We start from the raw sequence: 25417 nt of genomic DNA, 5'->3' as shown, positions 1-25417 counted from the left end.
CAAAAGGCGGAAATCTTCCGTTTCCGACTTTCCTGAGAGGAAAGCTGGAGCACAGAGAAGATTTCCGCCTTTGATGGTATTCAGGGATAACCGGGAATAAAAGCCCGTGCAAATTTCAAAAGGTTACCAAAAATCCCCCAAAAAAACAAGTTCTCCATTAACGGAATAATCGTATCTTTTTTTCGAAATTTAAAGCGACAAAAAAGCCCGGCAGAGTTTTTCTGCCGGGCAAGTTTACAGGTGTCAATATCCTGATTGATCTTCTTCAGTACTGCTCACTTTCATTAAGTAAGCAGATCCTTCTGAATTTGGTTTCAGGTTACTAATTCCTGTTTTATAAAACTTTATTTTGACAATTGTCTTCTGCGGATCAGAATCGCGATGATTCCACTTAGAGAAGCAACAATCGTCATCAAACTGATACTTAAACCAGTCTTCACTGCAGTTGGGGCATCTTTCAATTTTTCAGCTGGAGTCTTGTCACCTTTGTGATCTGGCTCAGGATTCTGAGGTGTAGGTGCTGGTCCTGGTTCGGTTGACTTCACTGTATTCGTGAATACAGCTTCGCCATCATAAGAAGCGTCTGCATTCAGATAGCCTTCATTACTGTCTGTAACGACAACTGTCAATGTCAGGACTTTCTGGTCATAGTCATACTTCTTCGTATCTTCTTTGACTTCTTCAATCTGGTAAACATAGGTACCAGGTTTATCGAAAGTCAGTTCATCGAATAATACCTTACCGGAGGCATCGTTGGTTTTCGGTTTTCCAATCACCTTGCCATCCTGCGAAATCGTGAACTTGAACTGTCCATCCTTTATGGTTGCACCAACTAAACGTTTGATGATCGATGGAGTAACAGTGGCTGGCTGATCGGCCTTGTAGTGGTTGGTAAAGACTGCCGTGCCTTCTTCACCTTCAATATCTACAGTGGCTGCAAGCTGAGCATTTTCATCAATAACGGTAATGGCTACTCCATAAGTACGGGAATCATAGGTTACTCCACCAGCTTCGCCTTTGACTTCACTCATGACATAGGCATAAGTACCTGGTTTCGTAAACGTTAATGCACCTTCTACAGGTGTAAATACAATGTTTCCACTGGCATCGTTGACACCAGTTGCAGCTGTATTTCCATCATTATCCTTGAGTTCAAATGTAAACTCACCATCTCTTAAATCTCGGCCTTCAAGAATTTTGCTGGCTTTGATCTGTGCAGATGTAACAGATACAGCAGCTGGAGTATAGCTGTTTTTGAAAGTCTGCAGGTCAGTTCCTGCTCCAGCGATGTTGGTTACGACGAGTTTTCCGTTTTCCTGATCATGACGAACAGAAACGGTAACCTCATATTCATTGCTGTCATAGGTAATGCCTGGTTTTCCATCGTTAATTTCTTTCATAACGAAGTGGTAGTCACCTGGTTTGCTGAATTCAATGCTGCCAAACGAAACGATAGAACCTTCGTTTACTGCATCGATGCTTGCCGGAATATTTACTTCCGAAGAATCTTCTGATTCAGTGTTTGCATCATCTGCTTCTTGAGTCGGATCATCTGTTTCAGTAGTTTCAGTTTCATTGTTTTCAGCTGGCAAAGTATTTTCCTGGTTATCAGCTGGTGTTTCTTCTGGCCTAACTGGAGTTTCTTCGCTTACAACTGGTGTTTCTTCTTCGTTATTCAGAAGCATGATCTGTCCATTTTCATCCGAATCAGAATTTCCTTCTGCATTAAGCACTTGTGCTGGATCAATTTGATTAGCTGGTGTTAATGGAGCGGTTTCTTCAGCTTCTTCAGTTCCCTGCAATTCTCCTACAGCATTCTGATTTTCATCAACTGCTGGAGTTTGTGGAGCTTCAGGTTCTAATGGCAGATCTGGAGTTACTCCTTCATTTACAGAATCATCTGGGTTTCCATCCACTGTTGCATCAGTTGGTGGATCAGCTGGATTTGTACCATTTACAGATGGCTCTGGAGATTCAGGAGTTTCAGGTGCTGGCATGACAGATTTATCAGCTGTATTCTCTTCAACTGGAGTCATGCCGGTAAAACTAAGGTTAAAGCTAAACATTCCATTGACAAGTTCCTTACCGCTCAGTTCCTTTTTGGCCTGGATCAGAGCAGTGGCTTTATCTGGATTGTAGGTATTGCTGAAGGCAATTTCATTTACGTCATTGCCGTCTTTCTGAATCAAAATCGATTTTTCAAGATTTCCTGCGTTATTGTCGGTTACTGTTACTGCAACCGTGTAAACCGAACCATCGTAAGTCATTCCAGGGATTCGGTTGTCGTTTTCAGAAACCGTATACCTGTAAGTTCCTGGCAGAATGAACTCGCCTGCCGCAAAGAGATCTACAGAACCATCAGCTGCGTTGCTGACTGTTCTAGTCTCTCCATATGGATCATTTTCTGGATTGTTTTCATCCGGAGTGACTGTGAATTCAAATGCGCCTTCGCTCATGTTGTAAGGAGTATTTTCTGAAACAACATTCTTGGAGGCATTCAGCTCAGCAAGTCCGCTTACTGGCTGCGCGTTATAGGTATTGGTGAATGTGAAATCATTACCTTCTACTGCAGCGCTTAATGCACCAGTGGCATCATCCTGAGTGACAACCACTGTAACGTTCTTAACAGACTGATCGTAACTTACTCCATTACCTTCCTGGCCGGCTCTTTCAACTACGGTGTATTTATAAGTACCCGCTTCAGAATAGGAGATCGGATCAAAGCTGATCTGAGTATGATCTTTTGCCGCAGTCTTGGTCTGAATGACATTTCCTGCTTCATCTTTGAGATCGAAGATAAACTGGTCATTTTCAAGCCAGTCACGTCCATCAAGAACTTTCGTTCCACTGATCAGGGCATCAGCTGGGTTGGCTGTAAATTCGTTGATGAACTTTTCGTCATTTTCAACCAGTGTCTGAGCAACAATCAGTTTTCCATACGTATCATCTGTCACGGTAACCGTCACTCGGACTTTATGATCATCAAAGTGTATGGTTCCGCCTGCTGGACTGTCACCTTTTTCTTCACTGATTTCGAAGACATAGGTTCCGGGAGCATTGAACAGAATGCTGTCAAAGGATCCGGAAGGATTATTGGCATCAAGACTTAATTTCGGAGTATTAATGGTGACTGCACTTGCATCGCCTTCAACCAGAACAAGATTGAAGTTGAAGACTTCATCGGCCCATGCCTTTCCGATTACTTCCTTGGACACAGTAAATTCAGTGTCCGTTTCCAGAGTTGCCTGACCGGCTTTATAGGTATTGGCAAACTTCAGTTCTACCGGAGCAGCCAGAGCTGCACTGAGTGTTCCATCGTTGTTGTCGGTCACTTTGATCGTTACTTCATAAGAAGTCTGATCGTAGGTTACACCTTCAAGAGAACCTGCTTTTTCCTTCACATTGAAGACATAAGTTCCAGGTCTGGTAAATGAGAGATCTCCAAATGCAGGAGATTTGTCCATAGCAGTTGCGGTAATTGTGGTTTCTGGAAGAACAACAGTTCCTTCATCCACCGCCTGCTGAGTTTTTTCATTTGCCGGACTCAGTTCAAAGTCGAACGAATCACCTTCAAGCCATTCATCATTTGGACGGCCAGTGAATGTTTTCTGAATATTCAGTCCATTCTTGGCAAATTCGAACGTACCTGTTCCCTTATAGGAGTTGTGGAAGTACAGATCGCCATTTTCAGGCTGCGTATATGATACTTCAAGTTTTCCGTTGTTATCGGTTACTGTATAAACCCAGACTTTGGTCAGCGGATCATAAGTAATTCCAGTCTGGTCACTGTCACCAGCAACTTCGGTTACTTTAAGAGTATAAGTTCCCGGTCTGGTAAAGCGGATTGGAGCCAGGTTGAGGTTGCCGGAAGCATCATTGGTCGTTGTAGCTGAACCGGTATATTCTGCGCCCGCATCATCAGAAAGTGCGGTATGAGTTGGTTCGGCAATGAATTCAACATTAAAAGTAAATTCACCGGCTTTTAAAGGTTCACTTCGGCCTGTCAGAAGTTTATAAGCGGTTGGGGTGCTCTGATTATTCGTTGTGACAGGCAAAGGTTGATACTTATTCCGGAAGGCAAATTTTTCATTTGCCTTAAGAGGTTCAAATGGATCTCCGGCTTTTTCAGCCTTGAAGATCTGTGTAGAAGCAATCAGCTGTCCCTGTCCATTATCAGTAACAGACACTTTAATCTGGAAAACTGATGTATCAAATGTCATCGAACCCGTATCAAGATACTGACCATCAGATGTTGATGCTACAGGCTCTTCATGAACAGTGTATAAATATTCTCCAGGAGCATTATAAGTCTGGTTAAGGACTTCAAAGGACTCTCCGGCAGAATGGCTGACTGTCTTTGTTGATCCATCTGGTCCTGTCACAGTAAATGTATACAGGGCTTCTGGGTCTTTAAAGTTTCCAATCTCAAGATCCTTCACGGTCTTTACAACGACTGGTGCGGTAGCTTTTGCAGTGTAAACATTCGTGAATGCAGCCGCATTTGATCCTGGCTGGTCATACTGAACAGCAGCATTCAAAGCTGCGCCATTACGATTGACGACAACGTTGACATAACGAGCTGTTTCATCGTATTGAATTCCAGGATTTTTCGAAGAAGGAATGTTCTCCTTGATCATGAAACGGTAAGTTCCAGCTTTATTGAAGGTAATTCCTTCAAAGATTGCAGAGCTTACAGCTTTTCCATCTGCTAATGTGGCAGCCGGAACACTAATCTGATCTTTTCCATCAGGAATGACTACTGCTCCATTTTGCACAGCCTGAACTGTTTCATTAACTGGTGTAAGGGTGAAACTGAATTCACCATCTTCAATATCTTTTCCAGTCATGATCTTAGTCAGATTGATTCCAGTATTGGTATCCAGTGTCACCGGAGTAACATCCATCGTATTGGTAAATACTGCATCATTGATATGGTCTGTAACTTCTTTTCCATCAAGATAAGTCGCTACATCAATCTTAACGACGCTAGCTCCTGAAGCATCCAGTTCTGAGCTTACTGTCACTTTCAGATCAAATTCAGTTGTTGAATAAACAACACCTGGCAGATTTCCAGAAACTTCAGAAACTTTATATTCATAAACATTTCCGACATCCTGAGCCGTATAGGTGATATTACCGAACTGAACTGTTGAACCATTATTTACAGCTTTTGTTTCAGCTGGCATTGGAGCATTTGGAGTGACAGCATTGATCTCGAATTCGAATTTTCCATTAAATTCATCGGATTCAAGACTGAGTTCTGCCTGATTGCTCGTGAGCACCTTTTTGAACTGAGGAGCAAATGATGTTTCCTGCGCATTGAATTCATTATTGAATTCAACTGCCTTTGCATCCGCAAAGTCCGCATCACCTGCACCTTTTTTCTTCAGAGTGCTGCGTGCGCTGAGGATTCCATTGCCGTTATCGCTCACAACAACCTTTACCTGATACTGCGTTGTATCTGTCGAAATTCCTGGAATTTCCACTGTTTCTTCACGAATCAGATAGATATAAGTTCCAGGTTTATTAAACGTTACAGAACCAAATTCAAACGTTTTATCGGCCTCGCTTCCCTTAACTGTATCGCTTCTCTTATCCTCTGCGGGCATTGGTGCAGCAGGTGTTTCGCCTGTCAGAGTAAATTTGAATTCATCCGTATCCAGCCAGTTTCTTCCTCTTAGTGTTTTAGTTCCCACAAATTTGAGATCTACTGGCTTGACAGTTAAATCCTGAACTGAATAAACGTTAAAGAAGTTTGCTTCAGGAGATTGTCCTGAAATGCTTCCCGATGCCGTATTGCTTTCCTGACCGGATGCGCCATTGACATAAGTCTTATAGCCATCTGCCTTTGTTTCAGTCACTTTGTATGTTGCAAGCAGTGGCAGCTTGGATAATGTGATCGCCTCGCCATGCTTGAGTCGAACTGTAGCTTTTCCTTCAGTGAAAGTCAGCCGGCTATCACGATCATTGACCTTGGCATCGAAAGTGCCATTTACTGGTGTTTTGGCAGAATCTGGATAATTGAGTTCAATTGGGAATTCGAATTCCTTATTCTGGTCAAGTGTAAATCCTTCAGGAACCTGTACCGTCTTAGAAATTTTCAGATCTCCAAGCACATCAGAGTACACAAGTTTTCCGTTATTTCCAAGATATGTGGTTACAGCGTTTCCACTCCATACTGAGGCTGAACGGTTTGCTGCTGTTTCAGTTGGATTTTGATCCTTAGCATTGGTTGGCAGGTTTGGATTCCGTGTTCCTGCATCTGGATAGTAGAATACATTATCGGCATTTGGAGTAAATGAAGCAGTAGTCGTTCCATTTTCTCCTGAAGAGTATTTATTGGAATACAGAACCAGCTTTCCATCTTTTGAATGATCGGTGATAAACTTGGCAGCTTCAACAGAATACTCAGTATTATCGCCAGAAAGAATCTTCTGAATCGCCGATTTTGGAGCAGCGGTGTAATTCAGAGTAATCGGTAAAGCTTCTTTTTCAATGCTCATCTTGCCGTCTTCTGACTTGTGATATTTCACAAGAGGGAGCAGATTGGCTGGAACAGAATACTCGATTGTATCCCCTTCCAGGTTAATACCCTTAACGATACGGACCTGGATTGCAGAAAGATTCTGTTTTCCTTCCGCCATGATGTTTCCATCCACTTCAGCATTGAAAGAATAGCTTCCATCTGCATTCTTTGTCGGTTTATACGCTTTATCCGCGTAGTTCAGAGAAGTTACATTTATGACTTCCATCCCATCTCCAAGCTCGTCGATGAAGGTCACACCTTCAGTACCTTGTGCAGTTTCAAGAGGATGAACCGGTTCTGATGTAATGCTTGAGAAAATGTTATTGAAGACCTCGTTCAGTCCGCCAGAATTGCTGGCAGCTAAATAGAATCCTTTTGGTTCATACGATACTGAAGAGTCATCAAATGCAGAAGCGCTTGGACAGTTTGACGATACCATCTGCATGAATCGATTGGCTTTCTCTGATTCCGATACTCTGCTACCCGTACCAATACTATTGGGATTGAGCGATGGATTGGCATCATTGAAAATACCAATCGAATATACTGAAGCCCCACTATCCTTGAGCTTTTTTGCATAGCTTATTGTATCTGTTGCTACCGTGGCGTTAAAACTACTTTGCGTTGTAGGGACACCATCAGTAAAGAAAATTACAACTTTACTGGCTTCGGCTCTCGAATAGCCCATAACCGAATTGGCATTATTCATGCCATAGTCAGTTCGAGTCGCTCCACTTGCTCTTAAACTTTGAACAACGCTGTTAACGTGATCCAGATTATATGTAAGTTGCGAATTTACCGTTGATTCAGAAGCGTATGACACAACTCCGATTCGGATTTTTTTACTGGAATCCGTAATCTGATCATTTCGTGTCTTCGCTTCCTTCACAAAATTTGATACAGCTGTTTTCAACCCCGTCATTCTGGAAGGGTTGCTATCTGATGTAAAACTTCCTCCAGCAAAGTTGTGAGCCATACTTCCGCTTCGGTCGAGCACAAGAACAATATCAAGAGGTGTGGTACTTCTTGTTGTTTCATCAGAAGTACTTGAAATGGCGGATAATGAAACATTAAAGCCATCGTCTGAAGCAGAAACATTTTTCTGGCTCAGTACTCTTCCAATTTCATTCTCAGATGTTGTAAGAGCAGTTGTCGGGTCAGAGACTTTCGCGGATGAAACCGCTCGTGAATTGCTTACCGGATCAGTATCTTTTGCCAAAACAACTGCTCCGGCTCCATTCTGTAACACCATCGATGCTGCCAGTGCAAATGACAGCACTTTACTGATTGCTGCAGAAAATCGATTTTTCGTTTTTGATTCAGCAAAAAACCTTTCTTCTGAAGCCATCGAGTAAAGGACTCGCTTGGAATCAGTCTTACAGGTCTTTTTACTGAATAAATTCATTTGTTTTCGAGTCCTCTCCTTTCTTCTTTCTCTATCTACTGTCCGGCTCTTCCATACAGTTAAGAACTAAACTCGCATCTGATTCTTTTGCTGAAACCACTCATTAAAGCCTTCCAAGTTCGTTTAGGCCTGAATGTCAGGTATATCCAGGGATCCGTTGATTTGCAGCCATGAAATCCCGATTTAATGGATTTATCGGCCAGTGGTATGCGGAAGCAGTTCTTTTATTTTGACTAACCTGTACATAGTATGACTGCCTTAATCCGCCTTCAGAGTTCAGCAGGGTTACGGCAGTCTGATTTCAACGCCAGTCTTCTGACTGGTGATTGATTTTAGTTTTATATCTTTTTAAACTCTAATTTATTTTTTAACTTGTATGAACATAAGCATCGACAGTATTTTGACAAGAATACTTGTCGTGTCTCAATTATAGAGTTGAAACTATACAATATCTACTTTTTAAACTGATAAGCGCTTAAATAGCCTCTTTTACGATATTTTTTAACTTTGTATTATTTAGAAGACTATTATTTTTTATTTAAATTAAATAAATTTTATTTTAGATACTTAAGTATACATATTCATTTTAAATTAACTATTGTACATAGATATTTACATTTATACTTTTATGTAGTTAATGAAAGGTTTATTGAATTACAAAAGAAATGTCGATTATGACTTTGAACAGAAGACAGGATTAGAAAAGGAAATTGCATCTTATATTCCCCTGATTCTGATCATCATATTTGTGAAGAAGATTTGAGAAGACAGAGATAAAATCCAGAACAAGAACCAATATTTCATTCGTTCTATCTTTGAAAGCTAAAAGATTTAAGCAATACAATGCGGTTACCGTTTTGCTGGCGCGTTATGAGCTGATCCGCTTTTGCATCAAATCCGTATTCCGGCAACCTGGACTTATATTCGAATGCTTCATAAGCTCGATAGATTGAGCAGTGAAAACGAAACAGATTTTTACTGATACTGATAGTCTTATAGCTTAGACGCTATGAAAACATCAGAAACAGACGTGGAAAATAAAATAGACTCTGTCAATGCGGATCTTCTTAAAGATCTGAGGACTTCAAGTGAATATTCAGAATTGGCTTCAGTTAGAGTTTTTTTGATTTTCAAAAACAAAAAGCCTCCATATCCAAAGACAAACATCGATGTTTGTCTTTGGAATATGAAGGTCAGTTCTTTGTGTCCAGACATGAAGTTTTTATAAGTCAAAACTCCATTTAAAGACTATAATTTTAAAGACTATATATGAATGTATTCTATGCTTTCAGCCACAAATTTATAACGGCCATAGCCTGGTCTTTTCTGCTCTGCTTTTACAGCTTTTATATAATTTGCCCGGAATGCATTTGGTTTTTCAGTTTCCTGATCGACTCTGTCCATATCCGGTCGATCCAGGGAAATCTTTTTTGGGTTTCTGGATGGTACGGATAGCACAGGATTTGCCTGATCTGATTCCTCTTCTTTTTCTTCGATTCTTTCAATCCTTCCCTTTACAGTAACCCAGTGATCCACACTTGCACTTGCCGCTAAAACCTCAGCATTTCCTCTTGTTACTTCTACATCAACATAGTCGTCCTTAAAATGTCCATCGCTTTCTGGAAATCCTCTTTGTATCTTCAGGGTCAGAAGGCAGGTATTCCAGCCAAGCGGATTCACACTCAATACAGGAAGATTTGCAATTCTTCCTACTAGGCAAAACTGATTCATCTGACGCCCCTTCCTTTTTCGGCAACGGACTCAGTATACATTTTTATTCACATGAACGTTTTATACGATTTCATGAGAATCTTAAGAAATCTCTATATTCTCGTCCGGACTGTTTTTCATAAATGGATCATTGGAATCGATTCATTTAAATAGAATCTGCAGAATATTCAGATCCCCAGTGGCTTAGATTTCATCAAATCTTCACACTCTTTTCTATACAGATTAATAATCCAAACTCAATGCGGTTCAGATCTGTATCTATTTAAATTCACTTATGCCTGGTTGTATTAGTCAATTATGGATAGACATTAGCCGATAGACTTTACAGGTTCATTCCAGGTGATAAAAAAGAAAAAAGGCGTTGCCGGCTTGATCTTCTAAGCTGGCAACGCCTTTTTACTTATCTCTAATTTAAATTCAAATTTCACCCAGACTTCTCTGTTGGCCTTCTGTCTGGGATTGTATTGACTTCGTGTACTCTTTTGGATCGTTCTATCTGTCTATTTTTCTTTGGAAGACTCATCGTCAGCTTCGTTTTCATATGGCTCTTCAAGCTCGGTTTCAAACGGCCTGATTGAGGTATTTACCCGATTGGATAAGTCCAGAGAGCGAATGGTGTTGTTGATTTCATCCAATGAGATCGAAGCATATTCATCGGGAAGTTCCATTGGATCATAGCCGCCAAATGATCCCCGGATATGATCGAGCGCCAACGATTCAAAATGGTCAAGAGCACGAATTGAATTCGCACGGTTCATAATTCGCAGCGCTTCAAACGTCTTCTGATCAACCAGAGGTTTCTTATCCAGCAATTCATTGACAAGATCGACAAAAGCCTGTGGTCTTGAGGTCTGAGAGTAGAAAACCATATATCCATAGTCTTCTGTTATATCCGCTTCAGCTCCAGAAAACTGGCTGAGAATCCGCTCGTCAAGCCACTTCTGATAATCCGGATTCAGCGGCCCCATCAATGAATCCAGCCAGAAGTTCACAATATAATCCCTACGCAAAGCCTCTTTTATACTCGATGCCTTATGGAGCTTGACGCCAATGGCCTGATACGGCTCATAAACGTCCATATTCAATGAAAATTCACTTCGTGCTGGAATATCTGGCTCTTCATCAAAATATGGTTTAAGGCTTTTTTTCAAACCTGCAGAAGACGGAAATGCCTGTTCTTTCTTTTCTATGAATTCCATGATCGCCGTGGGATCCTGTCCGGTAACTCCAATAAGCACAAGACGGGATGGATCATAAAACTGACTGTAAAAATTCTGCAGGTCTTTAACAGTCATATTTGAAATATCTTCATCCGTTCCAAGAATGTCATTTTTCAAGTAGACATTCCTGTAGAGAGAACGAAACGTTTCATGGAAAATTCTCGACTCAGGCTGATTCTGATCCATGTGAAGCTCAGAAAGAATAATTCCCTTTTCCTTATCGACTGTATTCTGGGTAATATCCAGGGTCTGTACAAAATCAATGAGAAGTCCCAATGGACCATATACATCTGCGGAAGTCGAAACGTAGTAACAGGTCTCAGAATAGGAAGTAAACGCATTGGTCTGAGCCTGCATCGCTGCAAGCTGCGGGGTAACATCCTGACCATTCAGTCTGAAATTCTGATGTTCAAGATAGTGAGCACAACCGCTTGGGTGGGCACTGACTTCTTTCGTATTCGAATCGATATCCAGTACATTTCTTCCTCCAGCAGGAATACCGATCATAAATAAAGACTGAACGTAATCTTTTTTATAAAGAAGAATAACCTTCATTCCATTGGCTAAGATTTTTTCGGTTTTAACGACTCGTTGGTTCTTCATAGTCAATCCTTTCGTATCTGTTTCTTAAGATCTTGTTACTCATACCTTTAGCGTTAAGTATTCGCAACGACAGGATCGCTCTTACTCATTGCTCGTTTGCATTATTTCTTCGAGATCACTGTTGAGCAGCTCTTCAGAAGCACCTTCTGCCGACTGAATTACGCTCGCATCACCAATCAGGTGGAGTGGTCTGGCAGCTTTTTCAACATCTTCCAGAGAAACATTCAAAATTTTATCAATCATCTGCTCACTGCTGATCTCCCGCTTGAGATAGATGTTCATGAACATCTGAGCCATCAGACGCAAAGCGGAATCATCCTGCGTACGAATGGCATCAACGATGTCAAGATGAGCACTGGTAAGCCGCTCTTCGCTGATCATCTTCGTGGCATGTTTGAGTTTATCAATCTGAGCTGCGATCAGCTCTCTGATTTCATCAAAATGATCTTTCTGGGCTCCGGTCACAATTAACAAAGCCCCGTCAAATCGAATGAGCGAACTGGAAATGGAATAACAAAAGGAATGCTTTTCCCTGATTTCTTCAAATAGCAGATTCATAGGAGCACTTCCTAAAATCGCATTCATCACCATCAAAGCAAAATAATCTGAAGAATCTGGCTTCATATGGGTAGCGTAAAGCAATGCCAGTGAAGACTGAGCAATATCTCGCTTAGCAGTAACTATCGCAGGTTGTTTCAGATCGATCAGTGGACTCTTTGAACATTCATAATCCTGCATAGGAAGCGCGTTCAGATAATCCATTACTTCTTTTTCAATCGAACCTACTCCGATGATCTCAAAAGGAGTCTCTGAGAGTCGTATGGCCAGCTGCTTGATCTCTTCAAGAGTGATCTTATCAATCTCTTCAATACTTCCCTGAACCGGGATGCTGATTGGATGATCTTCAGGCATGGATTCAAACAACAGTCTGACTGCCTGGGTATCAGGATCCTGCATCTGCATACTCAATCGATTTTTCAAAAGATATTTGGCTTCATCGAGATTTTTCTGAGTGATGCATGGATGAAATAGAATCTGATCGATCAGGTCTATTACTTCTCTGATGTAACCCTCTTCCTGAACAAGATCTTCAGAGATCCAGGAAAAGCGAATATCAAGAAGCATTCGATCCCCAAATCCGGAGACATTCGAATAGGCTCTCAGGGCGTAAGCATGATTTAAAGCCTGACTGAAAAGCTGACGGTTAGGAAATTTTTCAGTTTTGCCATTGAGAATATAAAGCAGCAGGTTCAATGCGGTTGCATCTTTACGGTTAAGATCAATCATTCTGCGCAGTGAAATGCTGTGGTCGGAAAATTTATTGGTTGGGTTTATCCGCATGAAAGTTGTCTCTCCTTTCAGAAAATAATAACAGACATTTTCTATCTGACCTGTCCTGACAATGTACAACAGATTTTCACTAAATGAAATAGCCGTGTTTATTGCTACTGGCAGTTGATGAGAGAATCACTCCCCATTGGCTAAACAGATAAGAATGATCGTTCAGGAGATAAAACGGTAAAAAAAAAGGAGGCCCGAAGGCCTCCAGGATGACAAGCATCCTTGCAATCACTTAAATTGTTTTAGCTTAGGCTACGCGAATGTATCCAATCAGGGCATTCGTGCATTCTACAGACCATTCAACAGTCGTGTAACCGTTGAATCCACCATGGATTGCACGTCCATTGCCAATATAAATAGCAACGTGTCCAGAATAGATAATGATATCGCCTGGTTCTGGTGCAGAAGTCCAGCTTCCAAGCTGAGCGTACTGTTCAGGCCAACCGTGGAAGTTGATTCCGGCTGCTGCAAGAGCATTGGAAACAAGTCTTGTGCAGTCCTGGTTTACACCAATCTGAGCAATCGCTGCATTAGCGATGATTGAACCTTTGCTTGGCGTTGGAGCTGGAGCAGGTTCTGGTGTTGGTTCAGGCGCTGGAGCTGGTTCCGGTGTTGGTTCTGGTGCAGGAGCTGGTTCTGGAGTTACGACATCTTCAACAGGAGTATCGACTACTGGTTCGTCAACAACTGGTTCATCAACCACCGGTTCGTCGACTACTGGTTCATCTACTACAGGAGCGTCTACTACTGGTTCATCTACTACAGGTGCATCCACTACAGGTGCATCCACTACTGGTTCATCTACTACAGGCGTATCAACTACTGGCTGATCGACTACAGGTGCATCCACAACTGGTTCGTCGGCTACTGGCGGCTCAACAGGTTTAACTGTTGCAATACCATTTCCGTCGATTACATAACCGTCTTTTTCGGTATTGAAGAGCAGGTTGCCGTTTTCATCAAAGGCATACAGAGCGCCATCGATTTCTTTATAGGCATCCATGTTCTTGGATCCATCAGCATTGTAATAAGCTTTACCATTGCCATTATCAACCCAACCTGTGTAGAAAATACCCTGATCATCAGTGAAGTAGGTATTTCCATCAACAGTGAACTCACCTACAGCAGCTTTTCCTTCTTCATCGAAGTAGTAGCTGTTTCCGTTGAGATTCTGCCAACCTTTAACTGGGTTTCCATTTTCGTCAAAGTAGTATTTATAACCACCATCATTTACCCAGGCATTGACAGTTTTGAATCCTTTTTCATCATAGTAGGACTCTTCTTCGTCAGCCCATCCCTGAGCAAGGGATCCGGTCTGCTGAAAGTTATAAGTAGTTCCCTGGATTTCAGTTTTCCCTGTAACGGCCTTACCGTTATTATCGAAATAATATGTTTCGTTTGCTACGTTCTGCCATCCGTACTGTAATTCTCCGGACTGGTTGAAGTAATAAGTGTCATTCTCGATATCAGTCAGACCTTTGGCCTTCTGGTGGTTCGGAAGAACGTAATAGCTCACTTCTCCATCGGAATGCCAGCCTGGCTGGACTTCGTAAGCATGAACGGTAGAAAGAATTGGACCTGAAGCACATAAGCATAAGGCGACAGCCAACAATTTAGTGTGTTTTTCAACAAAATTCATTCTATCTCACCTCTTTTTGTAACAGTGCCAATTTATCATAGATCGCCAAACGGTGCAAAATTTATTCAGAAGTTCTTTCGGATTTCTTAAGAATTTCACTTACCACAATTTTAAATTCAACCTTTATATAAAGCATATTCTAAATTTCTATGGTGAAATATGTGATATTTAATAATTTTTCCTAAATGAACAAATTGTCTACGAATCATAGACATTTCTGATTAGTTCATGATCATTCAGGACAATACACTGACGGATTTTGCCGTTATGAGCACCAAAATTGACATTTCTAACAAAGAAATGATCACTAAAACGATTCCAAACACCTGTAATAGTACAGAAACCGCATACAAATTGAGCGTCATGAGTGCTAGAGGTAATACAATCAAGATTGTTAAGATTTTTCCAGACTCTAAAGTCCATATCACTCGAATTTGTCTTCGGCAAACAGGCAGAAAACCTGAAAATATTAAAGCCGCCATGCAAAGCAGGTCAATTGCTGATGTGCTGTGAATAAAAGCAAAAACAATATTTTGTACTGAGACATTTCCCATGGCCAGAATATTCATGATCCAGCGCAAAAGAATGGCGCTATTCATTCGATCTACTTTTTCAAGCAGAGAAAAGATGGAATCATAATCGCTAAGAAAACCTAGATTCATGCCGATCAGCATATTCCAGCCATTCTGCCATAAAAGCCAGAGACAGGCAATCAGAATGATCCAGACGGCTCTTTTCATCCTTGTATTGAACCAGGAATCCAGAAATAAAAACCAGGAAGGCCATTTATTGTCTTTCAAGAAAATCGGATCCTTTCAATACTTCGACACCCGACAGGCCAGGATATCCTCTTTGTCTTAGTACTTCATAAACAATGATTGCTGCGCAGTTCGAAAGATTCAGCGAACGGGCATTTTCCACCATAGGAAGCCTCATACAGGTATCCAGATGATTTTTTAGAATCTGCTTATCAATTCCTGTGCTTTCTTTTCCAAGGACCAGATAAATCTCTTCATTTTCGTCAATGGAGGCAAAGTCAAATTCAGAAGGTGCCTTTTTGCCGTAACGGGTCATAAAGTATTTATATTTTGATGGGTTCTTCATATCGAAATCTTCCCAATTCGGATGAATTTCAATATCCGCATCTTTGATATAATCCATTCCCGACCGACGCAGATGTTTTTCATCCAGACTGAAACCCAGTGGTTCAATCAAATGGAGTTTACAGTTAAAGGCCATGGAAGTCCGAATTATATTTCCGGTATTTCCGGGGATTTCAGGCTCAAACAATACGATGTGAATCACTTCTCTTCCCTCCAGTCCTGCATGAACTGAACCAGCGCATTGTGACGATGAGAGTATTCATTTTTAAGACTTGCGGGAACATTGCCGCTCGTCGTATTAAACGGATCAAACCAGAAAATAGGATCATATCCAAATCCGCTTTCTCCAGTAATCTCTTTGGCAATAGACCCTTCCATCGTTCCCTGGTAAACATGTTCAGTTCCATCTTTTTCGATCCAGGCAATTGCACAGACAAATCGGGCACTTCTTGATTTGCCTTCTTTTTCCTTTTCATTCACAGAATCGATAATAGCCTGATTCTTTATATCATAGGATGTATTTTCGCCCATGAATCTTGATGAATAAATACCAGGCGCTCCATCCAAAGCATCTACGACAAGTCCTGAATCATCTGCAATTACTGCTTCATGAATGAGGTTATGAATAGTTCTTGCTTTGATCAGCGCGTTTTCCTCAAATGTCTTCCCTGTTTCTTCGATCTCAGGTTCATGATCAAGATCCTTCAGTGTTTTAACCTTCACCTGATCCCCAAACATTTCCTGAAACTCTTCAGCCTTATGCGCATTTCCAGTAGCTATCCAGATGGTTTCCATATTCTTAAATTCCTTTCCATCACTGATTTCAATCTCCTGAAATTCAGCAGTTCCATTTTGCTGTTGTATTCGTATTCTAAAATTGATTATCAGATCTTTGAATTTCATTTCATACGCAGTCTATTATCGTATGTTCCCTGATGAAAATCGATCAAAAGAGCCTTCAAACAGGCATTTTATCAGTGATTCTCAATAGAAAAACCGAAAACCACCGCTTACAGCTGGTTTTCGGTTTTCTGCTTTAGAGTCCCTGAGGGCCTCCATTATTCTGGTTTTCAAAACGTTCTTCCCAGGGGGAAGGAGTATTCACTTCATTATTAATCGAAGGGGCATGTTCTAACGTTTCAAAAATTAAAAACAACATGTACTGATCAAAAGTCAGTCCAAGCGACTGAGCTTTCTCTTTCAGATAATCAATGTGAGCCTGTTCTTCAGTCATCATAATTACGAGACCTCCTTTGTTTGCGAAATTCTGTTTAACGTTAATTGAATAATAAAATCTGGTGAAAAATTCATAATCAGGTCTAGACAATCCCTGATCTGCCTGTCATGAAATTTCATTCCATAGACAATCTAACAGATTTAAACAATTGCCTGAAAGCAAATGCCTGAATGCAAAACCAGAACTCAACCGGTTAAGCAAATTACTGAAGCGTTTTCATCTTATTCTCCCCATACAAAGAAATTCCTATTATATATAGAAGATGTTCATAATCTGTACTTTTCAAAAACCAGAATTGCTAACTTCTTTTTTACGTCTCTTCTATATTATAAATAATCATTCAAAGATTATCTTCCTGGAATGGATGATCACAGCTTGCACACCTTCGTTTACACTCAATTATTTAAGTTCGATTTTCATCAGATTTTTTAAGCGACTCGATCTATCAAAAACTGAAAAAGAGATTCTTTGACGATTGATGAATTCTAATTTCCATCATCGCTTCTAGAATCTCTTTTCTAATCGTTTGAATTTTGAAAATAACAAATTTCAGCTTTTATAACTCTATTTCGAAAAGATCATGTCTGCTGGAAGTTCCATATTGAACAGCTCCAGGAATGTTTCGATATCCGTCTGTGAATCTTTGGCGGATTTGAAATGAATATTCTGCTGCAGCCAGGTTTTTATCGCAGCCTGTGCGCTAGGAATTCCCAGATTATCCACGCCAGCTTTTTCAATAGCCTGTTCGACTGTGTTATCATCGGCACTTTCAAGGAAACTTTGAATTTCATTGATTACTGGTTCCGCTTTTTCTTCAGAACCTTTTTTCACAAACAGAGCTGCCTGAGGATAACCCTTTTCTTCACTGCCATGTTCTGCCTGCCATACGTCCTGCAGATCGGTCTGGATTGCTAAAGGATTTTCTGAATCCTTACTGGAAGAAATAGCTCCAAAAGCTGCTGGCTGAGCCAACAGGGCGGCATCGGCTTTTTTCGCCTGAATGGTCTGAGAGGCTTCTGCAACAGAAGGATAATAAACAACTTCACATTCAGCTTCTGGGTACAGATTATTAAAAACCATTCCTGGAACAGCTCCCTCACCAAAAGCAGCTAATGTTTTTCCAGGTTCATTCCAGTTTTCATCAGAGGAAACCACATACAAATTTCCCCAGGTCAGAACACCAGCCAGTTCATAAGTTCCAGCTTCGTTCCAGCATTTAATGCCTAAATTGATTGGTGCAGCGATCAGATCGTATTCCGAATCCTTCTTTGAAAGTTCACTGATCAGAATATCCTGACCATTTGAATAGGTGATAGTCACCTCATCGTTATTTTCAGCTCCAGCTACTGCTAAAGCTGGAGCTCCCTGAGGAGCCAGGATCTGTACAGCTTCTTTTGCCTCAGTCTGATCCTGCTGCACTCCAGATTCTTCTGCTGGAGTACTTGAGCAGGCTGCCAGGGAGAGTACAGCTGCCGTGCTGATCAAAAGTCTTCTTAATCCATGACGAACAGACATTTATCTTCAACTTCCTTTCCAAACTTATTTACAGCTTCATCCAGCGGCATATTGATGGCTTCCTTGCTTCCGGATTTACGAATTGTTACTGTGTTTGTTTCACGATCCTTATCACCAACAACGATCTGATATGGGATCTTATGAATCTGAGCTTCACGAATACGGTAGCCAAGCTTTTCATTGCGGTCATCCAGTGATACGCGCAGACCAGCCTTTGCCAGCTCTTCCTGAACCTTTCTTGCATAATCCAGGTGTTTTTCCTGATGAACTGGAATTACAACAATCTGCTTTGGAGCCAGCCATAATGGGAAATGACCTGCATAGTTTTCGATCAGAATTCCCATGAAACGTTCGATTGATCCATACACTACTCGATGCAGCATTAATGGAGTCTGCTTTTTACCTTCAGAATCCACATAAGTCGAACCAAAACGTTCTGGCAGGTTCATATCAAGCTGAATGGTTCCACACTGCCAATCGCGTCCCAGAGAGTCCTTGATATGGATATCCAGTTTTGGACCATAGAAAGCGCCATCGCCAGGATTGACAGTATATTCCTTACCGGCATGAACACATGCATTGGCCAAAGCCTGTTCTGAAGCATCCCAGATGTCTACAGTACCGATGTAATCGGATTCTGGACGAGTCGAAAGTTCGATTGAATAATCAAGTCCGAATACTCCATACATTTCATCAATCAGATCCAGGACTTCCTTTACTTCAGATTCAATCTGATCCGGTGTCAGGAAAATATGCGCATCATCCTGAGTAAAGGTACGAACGCGGAACAGACCAGTTAAGGCTCCTGAAGCTTCATGACGGTGAACCTGACCGAGTTCACCAATTCTCAGCGGCAGATCCTTATAGGAATGCAGATCATTATTATAAACAAGCAGCGCACCTGGACAGTTCATCGGTTTGATGGCAAAAGTACGCTCATCCACCTGCGTAGTATACATATTCTGTTTGTAATGATCCCAGTGTCCGGAAGTTTCCCACAGCTCACGGGACATGATGATTGGAGTTTTAATAAATTTATATCCACGTCGAGTATGAACATCGTACCAGTAGCGTTCGAGTTCATTTCTGAGGATCATTCCATCCGTCAGCATGATTGGCATGCCAGGAGCGTATTCAGAAACCGTAAACAGATTCATTTCACGGCCAATCTTCTTGTGATCTCTTTTCTTGGCTTCTTCCAGAAAGTTAAGATAGTCTTCTAATTCTTCTTTCGTATCAAAAGCAATTCCATATACACGCTGAAGCATCTTGTTATTGGAATCACCTTTCCAGTAGGCGCCGGAATGCTTGAGCAGCTTGAAGTTTTTCAGCTGTTTTACCGTATCGACATGCGGTCCGCGGCAAAGGTCAGTGAATTCGCCCTGCGAATAAATAGAGATATTTCCATCTTCAAGATTGCTGATGAGATCGAGTTTATAGGGATCATCCTTGAACATTTCAAGGGCTTCATCTTTTGAAATTTCATGACGTACAATTCTCTTTCCGTCCTTGGCGATCTTCTTCATTTCCTTTTCAATGGCAGCGAGATCTTCATCGTTGAGGGATTTATCACCGAGATCCATATCATAATAGAAGCCATCACGGATGACTGGTCCTACCCAGAATTTTGCTTCCGGATACAGACGTTTAACAGCCTGGGCCAATAAATGCGCAGCCGAATGATTCAGAGTGGAAAGATGTTCATTTTCAAGAATATTTACTGGTTCCATTTTTCTTTATCCTTTCTGCATTTGAGCATTAAAAAAACGACAGCCATCAAAGGACGTCTGTCGTTACGCGGTACCACCTTTGTTCGGGAAAATTTGATGATTCCTTTTGGTCTGATGGTTCATGATATTAGTGTATTCTGAAGACCAAAAGTGCTTCCCGCACCTCAATAACTTTAACGCAGTTGTACGGCTCACCTTTTCAGGGGCAATTCCAAGGGAGTAATCCACTGAACCTTCGACAGCCTCACATCGCCCGGCTGACTTTCTGGATCTGGAAACAGCAGACCATATCCTTTTCGTCATCATTGACTCGATTATAAAATTGCCAATTCACTTTGTCAAAAAATAAGAATCTTTCTGCTTCTTCTGAAATCAGAAAGAAGCTGACCATTCTTCATTGAAATAAACAATTAATCCGCTAATACCAAAAGCTCCTCCAGAAAGATTCGTTGAATTACCGTCTCTATCAGTTAATACAGATTTACGATTCTTGTGAAAATGATCTTTCTTATCAATCAAATTGATTAGATAAGCCGTATCCTATCAGCCTGATTGATTAGATACGCTCTATCTTATCTATCAACTTGATACAATCTGTCCTATCTGTTGAATGGAGATTAATCTCTCTTATCCTATCGATCAGTTCACTGACGATAAACCGAAATATAAAGACCTGGTTTTTATAATAGTTTTGACCGAACCAGCCGCATTCTCCTAAGTGACGTGTATTCAGAAAGTATATCAAAAAAGGATCTCCAGATATTCTGAAAATCCCTTTAAGTCAATCGAACATTTTCTAAATGAATCACTTCTTTTTGAGTGACCAAAATAATATTTCTATCGTACTGATTTATAAAGAATACGAATTACTCGTTTTACAATATACCAGTTTCCATTTACCTTGATCAGAGAATCTTCATATTCCATCGTCTGTAAGGTCATATTCATTGGATCGGTTCGGATCAACTGAGCAATGCAGCTGGTATTCGCAGTAGCTGCCTGATCCAGAGATTTGACATCCACCATTTTTGTTCCGTTGTTATGAAAAATGATATCGTAATTTTCAATTTTTTCTGTCAATACAGATTGAATCTGCTGTTTGTCTTTACAAAGAGTAGTCAGCTTTCCATCTTCGTAAACTTCTAACTGAGCATCTTCAGAGAAGACTTCCATTGCTTTTGTCAGATTTTTATGATCAATGTAATAAGCAACTTCATCAATTGCAGTTGAAATTTCATATTGATTATCTATAAGTTTATTGTCCATCGTAATCGCCTCCGTATGACTTAATCATACCTCTCTGTTTAACAATCAACATTTGATTAGCAACGCAAAAAGCAATCAGACCGATCCTGCTCAGGACATAAAAAACCCAAAAATTAGATCAAAAAAGTCAGAGTCTGCTGGCCAATAAACATGCCGCAAAACTCTGACTTAAATTTGTAACCAAGAAACTCTAGTTTTGAGTTCGATGTATTTCTGTCAACCTGTTTAGTGTCGTCATTTTGAAACCATGTACTAGCGAACTGTCTTAGGAGCGTAGCGAATAATACGAATTGAGTTCAGAATACATAAAACGCTGACACCAACATCCGCAAATACTGCTCCCCACATATTCACAATTCCCAAAGCTCCAAGGACAAGCATTAAAACCTTGATGCCAATCGCAAAGACAATATTCTGATAGGCAATGGATAAAGTCTTCTTTGAAATCTGATCCGCTTTATACAGACCACTGAGCTGATCATCCATTAATACGATGTCTGCGGCTTCAATGGCAGCATCACTGCCAAGACCACCCATGGCGATACCAATATCGGCTCTGGTTAATACGGGGGCATCGTTAATGCCATCACCAATATAGGCAGTTTTTCCATTTTTGGAAGATTCAAGAATCTTCTCAAGTTCATCCACTTTCTGTTCAGGTAAAAGCTTTGCATGAACTTCATCAATTCCGGCTTTCGAAGCGACGGCCCTGGCAACTGTTTCGCTATCTCCTGTCAGCATGATAAAGCGTTCGACACCTTCCTTACGCAGAAGATCGAATACAACTTTCGCGTCTTCTTTTGGTTCATCAGCAACTTCGATCATTCCGGCAAAAATACCATCTACCGCAATATAAACATTCGTTCCAAAGCCACTGCCTGCTGGAAGCACATCATGACCGATATTTAAAAGACTCATCAGTTTTTCATTGCCGCAGGCTACGACTTTTCCATCAACGGTTGCCTTTAGTCCCTTACCGGCAATTTCTTCAACATTTTCTACACCTGCTTTTGGATCTGTAAGTCCAGCCTTTTTGGCGGCGTTTAAAATGGATAAGGCAATTGGATGGGATGAGAAAGACTCAGCTTTCGCACACAGATTTAACAGCTGATCGGTATTTACAGCTGGGTTTTCAGAAATAATGTTTGTTACTTCAAAAGTTCCATGAGTTAAAGTTCCTGTCTTATCAAAGACCATGGTTTTAACTTCGGCTAAATCCTGCAGATAGCTGCTTCCCTTCACAAGGATTCCGTTTTTACTGGCCGCTCCAATTCCTCCAAAGAAGGATAAAGGAACTGAAATAACTAACGCACAAGGACAGGAAATAACCAGAAATTCCAATGCCCGGTAAATCCAGGTCGACCACTGTCCGGTAATCAGAGATGGAATAATTGCCAATGCGATTGCTGAGTAGACAACAACAGGCGTATAGATCCGGGCGAATTTGGTGATGAACTGTTCTGAACGGCTTTTCTTATCTGTCGCATTTTCGACCAGATCAAGAATTCTCGAAACAGTTGATTCTCCAAAAGCCTTTGTTACTTTAACCTTCAAGACACCTGACTGGTTAATGCATCCTGAGATGACTTCCTGACCAGGGTGAATACCTCTTGGAACACTCTCTCCAGTTAAGGCCGCTGTATCCAGGGTAGAATTTCCCTCGATGACAGTACCATCTAATGGAACTCTTTCTCCTGGCTGAATCACAATAATATCGCCTACAACGACTTCCTCAGGATCAACTTCTTCAATTTCACCATTCTTTTCAAGATTGGCATAATCAGGGCGAATATCCATCAGATCGGCAATATTCTTACGGCTTCTTTCCAGCGCATATGACTGAAACCATTCTCCAACCTGATAAAACAGCATAACGGCAACAGCTTCAGGATATTCTCCTAATGCCATCGCTCCAAATGAAGCGACAGCCATCAGGAAGTTTTCATCCATGAAATCCTTTGCTCGAATATTCATTAAGGTTTTTCTGAGAACATCCCAGGAAATATAGAGATATACCAGGAAAAACAGGATGAATCGGACAAGTTCAGGAATTTGCCAGATAGCCGAAACAAGAACCGCTAAAACGTATCCTGCTGCGGCAATTAAGATCCGCCTCAGGTTTTTCTTTTGTTTTTTTGTCATTTGAAATTCTTTCTAAGCAGCATTTTGAATCGGACAGATTCAATCAGCTTAAAAATGCTTCTGATTTAATCTGCTGATTCCTTTCTCTTTTCTATGGCAGAAAAATGATTCTGTCCCTTAAGCGTAGATCACAACATCATCATCGATCTTTTTCATCTGTTCGATGGCCATATCAATGATTTCTGCATGACGGCCAGCTTCTGCATTAACGATCAGTTTTTGCGTCATCAGATTCACACTGCAGCTGTCTACCCCATTAATTTTTGAAACACAATCTTCAAGTTTTGCCGCACAGGTTGGGCAGTCGACTTCGACTTTAAAAGTTTTACGCATAGTTATTTATTCTCCTTATATTGTGATTTTGCGTGAAATCACTGTTATAAAGTTTGGATTTGCCTGTCTTTTTAATCTTCAATTCCTTTACTGCATGTAAATTCAGAAGATCTAAAACCGAAGCAGATCAAACAATTTAACAGTTGAACACTTATTCACTTGTTAAATTAATTGTACCTTCTTTCTCCTCAGAAACAAGAGAAATTCTCAACTTCTGTGAGTAAAATGGTTAGCTTCACTTTATTCACTATTTACAGATATTTTCCTAACTGGTTCACATCAAACTCCAAAATCTGATATGAATTTTCTGGACTTCATATAAAACGGATAGATAATGTGCTCTCAAGCTCTTTCTGGTTGCGAATATCAATACCAGAGCAACTGACAATTGGTGTCGCCGATTTGAAGGGATCGATATAATTGAACCAGTTAAGAACATTGAAAAGAGGATTAATTATGACAATTGGTGATAATATTCAGCACAGGCGTAAAGTTAAAGGAATGACGCAGGAAGAACTGGCTCAACAGCTCAAAGTTTCCAGACAGACAATTTCCAAGTGGGAAATGAATCAGGCCAATCCGGAGATTTCCAAGCTTGTTGAACTTGCCTCGCTATTTAACTGCAAAATCGACGAATTGCTCAGTGATGATCTGAAAAAGCTCGAAGAAATCTATTCTGATGTCAAAATCGTCGATATTCCTGCGTTTCGTCTAGGCCGTTATGTAATGATCACGCCAAATCCTGACGATGACCTGCATGCTTACTTAGAGAGCTGGGCAAAAGCCAGCGGTCTTGAAGAATTCACCAGAGGACAAGTTCAAAGAATAGGATGGGATTTCCCTTTTGTTTCTATTGAACAGGCAAATCGGTTTGGGATGCATGGTTATGTTGAAGGCTGTATTCTGCCTGAAGGCTTTGAACCTGGATGTCCTGGAGTCGAAATTTATGAGCAAGTTCCAGCGCGGTATGACTGCATTACCATCAGTGATCCATTTTCACGTGCTTTTGTCACCATACCAGGAGCCTACAGACGAATCATGGAGTATCTCAGCCATCACAGATTTAAAGAGCGCCCTGATGATCATGTTCTTTCCTGCTTTGAATACGTTTTTCAAAAGGATCATCAAACATTCATGACTGTCTGTCTGAGCGTGGAAGCTCTGGTTTGACAATTGTAATCTAAAGAGCCGCATTAACGCACAAAAGGGGCTGTTAAATTTCGACTGATTTTTCATCAGCGAGATTTACAGCCCCTTTTTCTATGCTTTTTATCTGATTCAATCCTGTTTTATGATGTGTTTTTCCGCTCAAGTCAATTTTTGAACGCACTGAAAAGAGCCAAAACTCAAAAAGACTGTTTATAATCTTTTTCAGATTTCGCTTTTCTGCTCCTTTAATTTTCCATAACGTTCGAGTTCTGGGCAACTCATCCGATTTCTGTTGTTTAATTTTCTAATATTGTGTCCCATGGCCACAATAAGCACCTCAAATTTTACGTTTTCCAGTCCCCGGCGTCTCAATCGGCTGTATCTGTAGTTTTCTTTAAGATCTCCGAAGGTTCCTTCCGCCTGAATGCTCCGGCTGACCATAATCTCATGTCCTGCATCTGAAGACATGTTCTCCCG

General features: G+C 40.9%; 16 protein-coding genes. 1 reads left to right on the top strand and 15 read right to left on the bottom strand.

What is annotated here, in order from left to right; translation table 11 throughout:
• Positions 1-344: 344 nt before the first annotated feature.
• From BO222_RS04110 to BO222_RS04040, 14 genes are all read right to left on the bottom strand, one after another.
• Complete coding sequence (locus tag BO222_RS04110) at positions 345-7931, bottom strand: Spy0128 family protein (protein ID WP_075818603.1); 7587 nt, start codon at positions 7929-7931, stop codon at positions 345-347.
• Positions 7932-9194: 1263 nt separating this feature from the next.
• A complete protein-coding gene (locus tag BO222_RS04100) occupies positions 9195-9662 on the bottom strand; it encodes a single-stranded DNA-binding protein (protein WP_075818600.1) in 468 nt (155 codons plus the stop codon).
• A 500-nt stretch (positions 9663-10162) separates the two neighbouring features.
• On the bottom strand, positions 10163-11485 hold the full coding sequence (locus BO222_RS04095) for a M16 family metallopeptidase (RefSeq protein WP_075818598.1): 1323 nt from the start codon (positions 11483-11485) through the stop codon (positions 10163-10165).
• Positions 11486-11566: 81 nt separating this feature from the next.
• Positions 11567-12826: a M16 family metallopeptidase gene (locus BO222_RS04090; RefSeq protein WP_075818596.1), complete on the bottom strand. Its 1260-nt coding sequence runs from the start codon at positions 12824-12826 to the stop codon at positions 11567-11569.
• A gap of 247 nt (positions 12827-13073) precedes the next feature.
• Positions 13074-14465, bottom strand: coding sequence for an NlpC/P60 family protein (locus tag BO222_RS04085; protein WP_075818595.1), 1392 nt, complete (start codon positions 14463-14465; stop codon positions 13074-13076).
• Between the two features lie 236 nt (positions 14466-14701).
• Positions 14702-15139, bottom strand: coding sequence for a hypothetical protein (locus BO222_RS04080; protein WP_143356931.1), 438 nt, complete (start codon positions 15137-15139; stop codon positions 14702-14704).
• Positions 15140-15251: 112 nt separating this feature from the next.
• Positions 15252-15770 (bottom strand): tRNA (cytidine(34)-2'-O)-methyltransferase, encoded by a 519-nt coding sequence (locus BO222_RS04075; RefSeq protein WP_075818591.1) that lies wholly within the window; start codon positions 15768-15770, stop codon positions 15252-15254.
• Positions 15767-16363, bottom strand: a complete 597-nt coding sequence (gene rdgB, locus BO222_RS04070; protein WP_075818605.1) for an RdgB/HAM1 family non-canonical purine NTP pyrophosphatase — start codon at positions 16361-16363, stop codon at positions 15767-15769. The genes BO222_RS04075 and rdgB overlap by 4 nt, the downstream gene beginning before the upstream one ends.
• Positions 16364-16604: 241 nt before the next feature.
• Entirely contained in the window at positions 16605-16805 is a 201-nt protein-coding gene (locus BO222_RS04065; protein WP_075818589.1) for a hypothetical protein, read from the bottom strand.
• A gap of 564 nt (positions 16806-17369) precedes the next feature.
• Complete coding sequence (locus BO222_RS04060; protein ID WP_075818587.1) at positions 17370-18320, bottom strand: hypothetical protein; 951 nt, start codon at positions 18318-18320, stop codon at positions 17370-17372.
• The gene (gene thrS, locus BO222_RS04055) at positions 18299-20050 is read right to left on the bottom strand and encodes a threonine--tRNA ligase (protein WP_075818585.1); all 1752 of its coding nucleotides are present in this window, start codon (positions 20048-20050) and stop codon (positions 18299-18301) included. Before thrS ends, BO222_RS04060 begins: the two co-directional genes overlap by 22 nt.
• Before the next feature lie 837 nt (positions 20051-20887).
• On the bottom strand, positions 20888-21316 hold the full coding sequence (locus tag BO222_RS04050; RefSeq protein ID WP_075818584.1) for a nuclear transport factor 2 family protein: 429 nt from the start codon (positions 21314-21316) through the stop codon (positions 20888-20890).
• Between the two features lie 252 nt (positions 21317-21568).
• A complete protein-coding gene (locus tag BO222_RS04045) occupies positions 21569-23458 on the bottom strand; it encodes a heavy metal translocating P-type ATPase (protein ID WP_075818582.1) in 1890 nt (629 codons plus the stop codon).
• A gap of 117 nt (positions 23459-23575) precedes the next feature.
• On the bottom strand, positions 23576-23791 hold the full coding sequence (locus tag BO222_RS04040) for a cation transporter (protein ID WP_075818580.1): 216 nt from the start codon (positions 23789-23791) through the stop codon (positions 23576-23578).
• Positions 23792-24247: 456 nt separating this feature from the next.
• On the opposite strand from BO222_RS04040, the gene BO222_RS04035 reads away from it, so the two are divergent.
• Positions 24248-24961 carry a helix-turn-helix domain-containing protein gene (locus tag BO222_RS04035; RefSeq protein WP_075818578.1) on the top strand — a complete coding sequence of 238 codons (714 nt, stop codon included), beginning with the start codon at positions 24248-24250 and terminating at the stop codon, positions 24959-24961.
• A gap of 201 nt (positions 24962-25162) precedes the next feature.
• Here the strand turns inward: BO222_RS04035 and BO222_RS04030 are convergent.
• The coding region (locus tag BO222_RS04030) for a transposase (protein ID WP_075817320.1) at positions 25163-25417 on the bottom strand (255 nt) is incomplete at its 5' end.

This window comes from Ileibacterium valens, assembly GCF_001945525.1.
In the GTDB taxonomy this organism is placed as follows: domain Bacteria; phylum Bacillota_I; class Bacilli_A; order Erysipelotrichales; family Erysipelotrichaceae; genus Ileibacterium; species Ileibacterium valens.
The sequence above is the reverse complement of the archived record's forward strand: the minus strand, read 5'-3'. Positions and strand labels throughout refer to the sequence as shown.

Coding starts and splice junctions, on each gene's coding strand:
- BO222_RS04045 (WP_075818582.1), bottom strand. CDS start 23,458: ATGACAAAAAAACAAAAGAAAAACCTGAGGCGGATCTTAATTGCCGCA.
- BO222_RS04095 (WP_075818598.1), bottom strand. CDS start 11,485: ATGAAGAACCAACGAGTCGTTAAAACCGAAAAAATCTTAGCCAATGGA.
- rdgB (WP_075818605.1), bottom strand. CDS start 16,363: ATGGAAACCATCTGGATAGCTACTGGAAATGCGCATAAGGCTGAAGAG.
- BO222_RS04060 (WP_075818587.1), bottom strand. CDS start 18,320: ATGTCTGTTCGTCATGGATTAAGAAGACTTTTGATCAGCACGGCAGCT.
- BO222_RS04110 (WP_075818603.1), bottom strand. CDS start 7,931: ATGAATTTATTCAGTAAAAAGACCTGTAAGACTGATTCCAAGCGAGTC.
- BO222_RS04090 (WP_075818596.1), bottom strand. CDS start 12,826: ATGCGGATAAACCCAACCAATAAATTTTCCGACCACAGCATTTCACTG.
- BO222_RS04085 (WP_075818595.1), bottom strand. CDS start 14,465: ATGAATTTTGTTGAAAAACACACTAAATTGTTGGCTGTCGCCTTATGC.
- BO222_RS04050 (WP_075818584.1), bottom strand. CDS start 21,316: ATGGACAATAAACTTATAGATAATCAATATGAAATTTCAACTGCAATT.
- BO222_RS04100 (WP_075818600.1), bottom strand. CDS start 9,662: ATGAATCAGTTTTGCCTAGTAGGAAGAATTGCAAATCTTCCTGTATTG.
- BO222_RS04080 (WP_143356931.1), bottom strand. CDS start 15,139: ATGCTGATCGGCATGAATCTAGGTTTTCTTAGCGATTATGATTCCATC.
- thrS (WP_075818585.1), bottom strand. CDS start 20,050: ATGGAACCAGTAAATATTCTTGAAAATGAACATCTTTCCACTCTGAAT.
- BO222_RS04035 (WP_075818578.1), top strand. CDS start 24,248: ATGACAATTGGTGATAATATTCAGCACAGGCGTAAAGTTAAAGGAATG.
- BO222_RS04065 (WP_075818589.1), bottom strand. CDS start 16,805: ATGATGACTGAAGAACAGGCTCACATTGATTATCTGAAAGAGAAAGCT.
- BO222_RS04040 (WP_075818580.1), bottom strand. CDS start 23,791: ATGCGTAAAACTTTTAAAGTCGAAGTCGACTGCCCAACCTGTGCGGCA.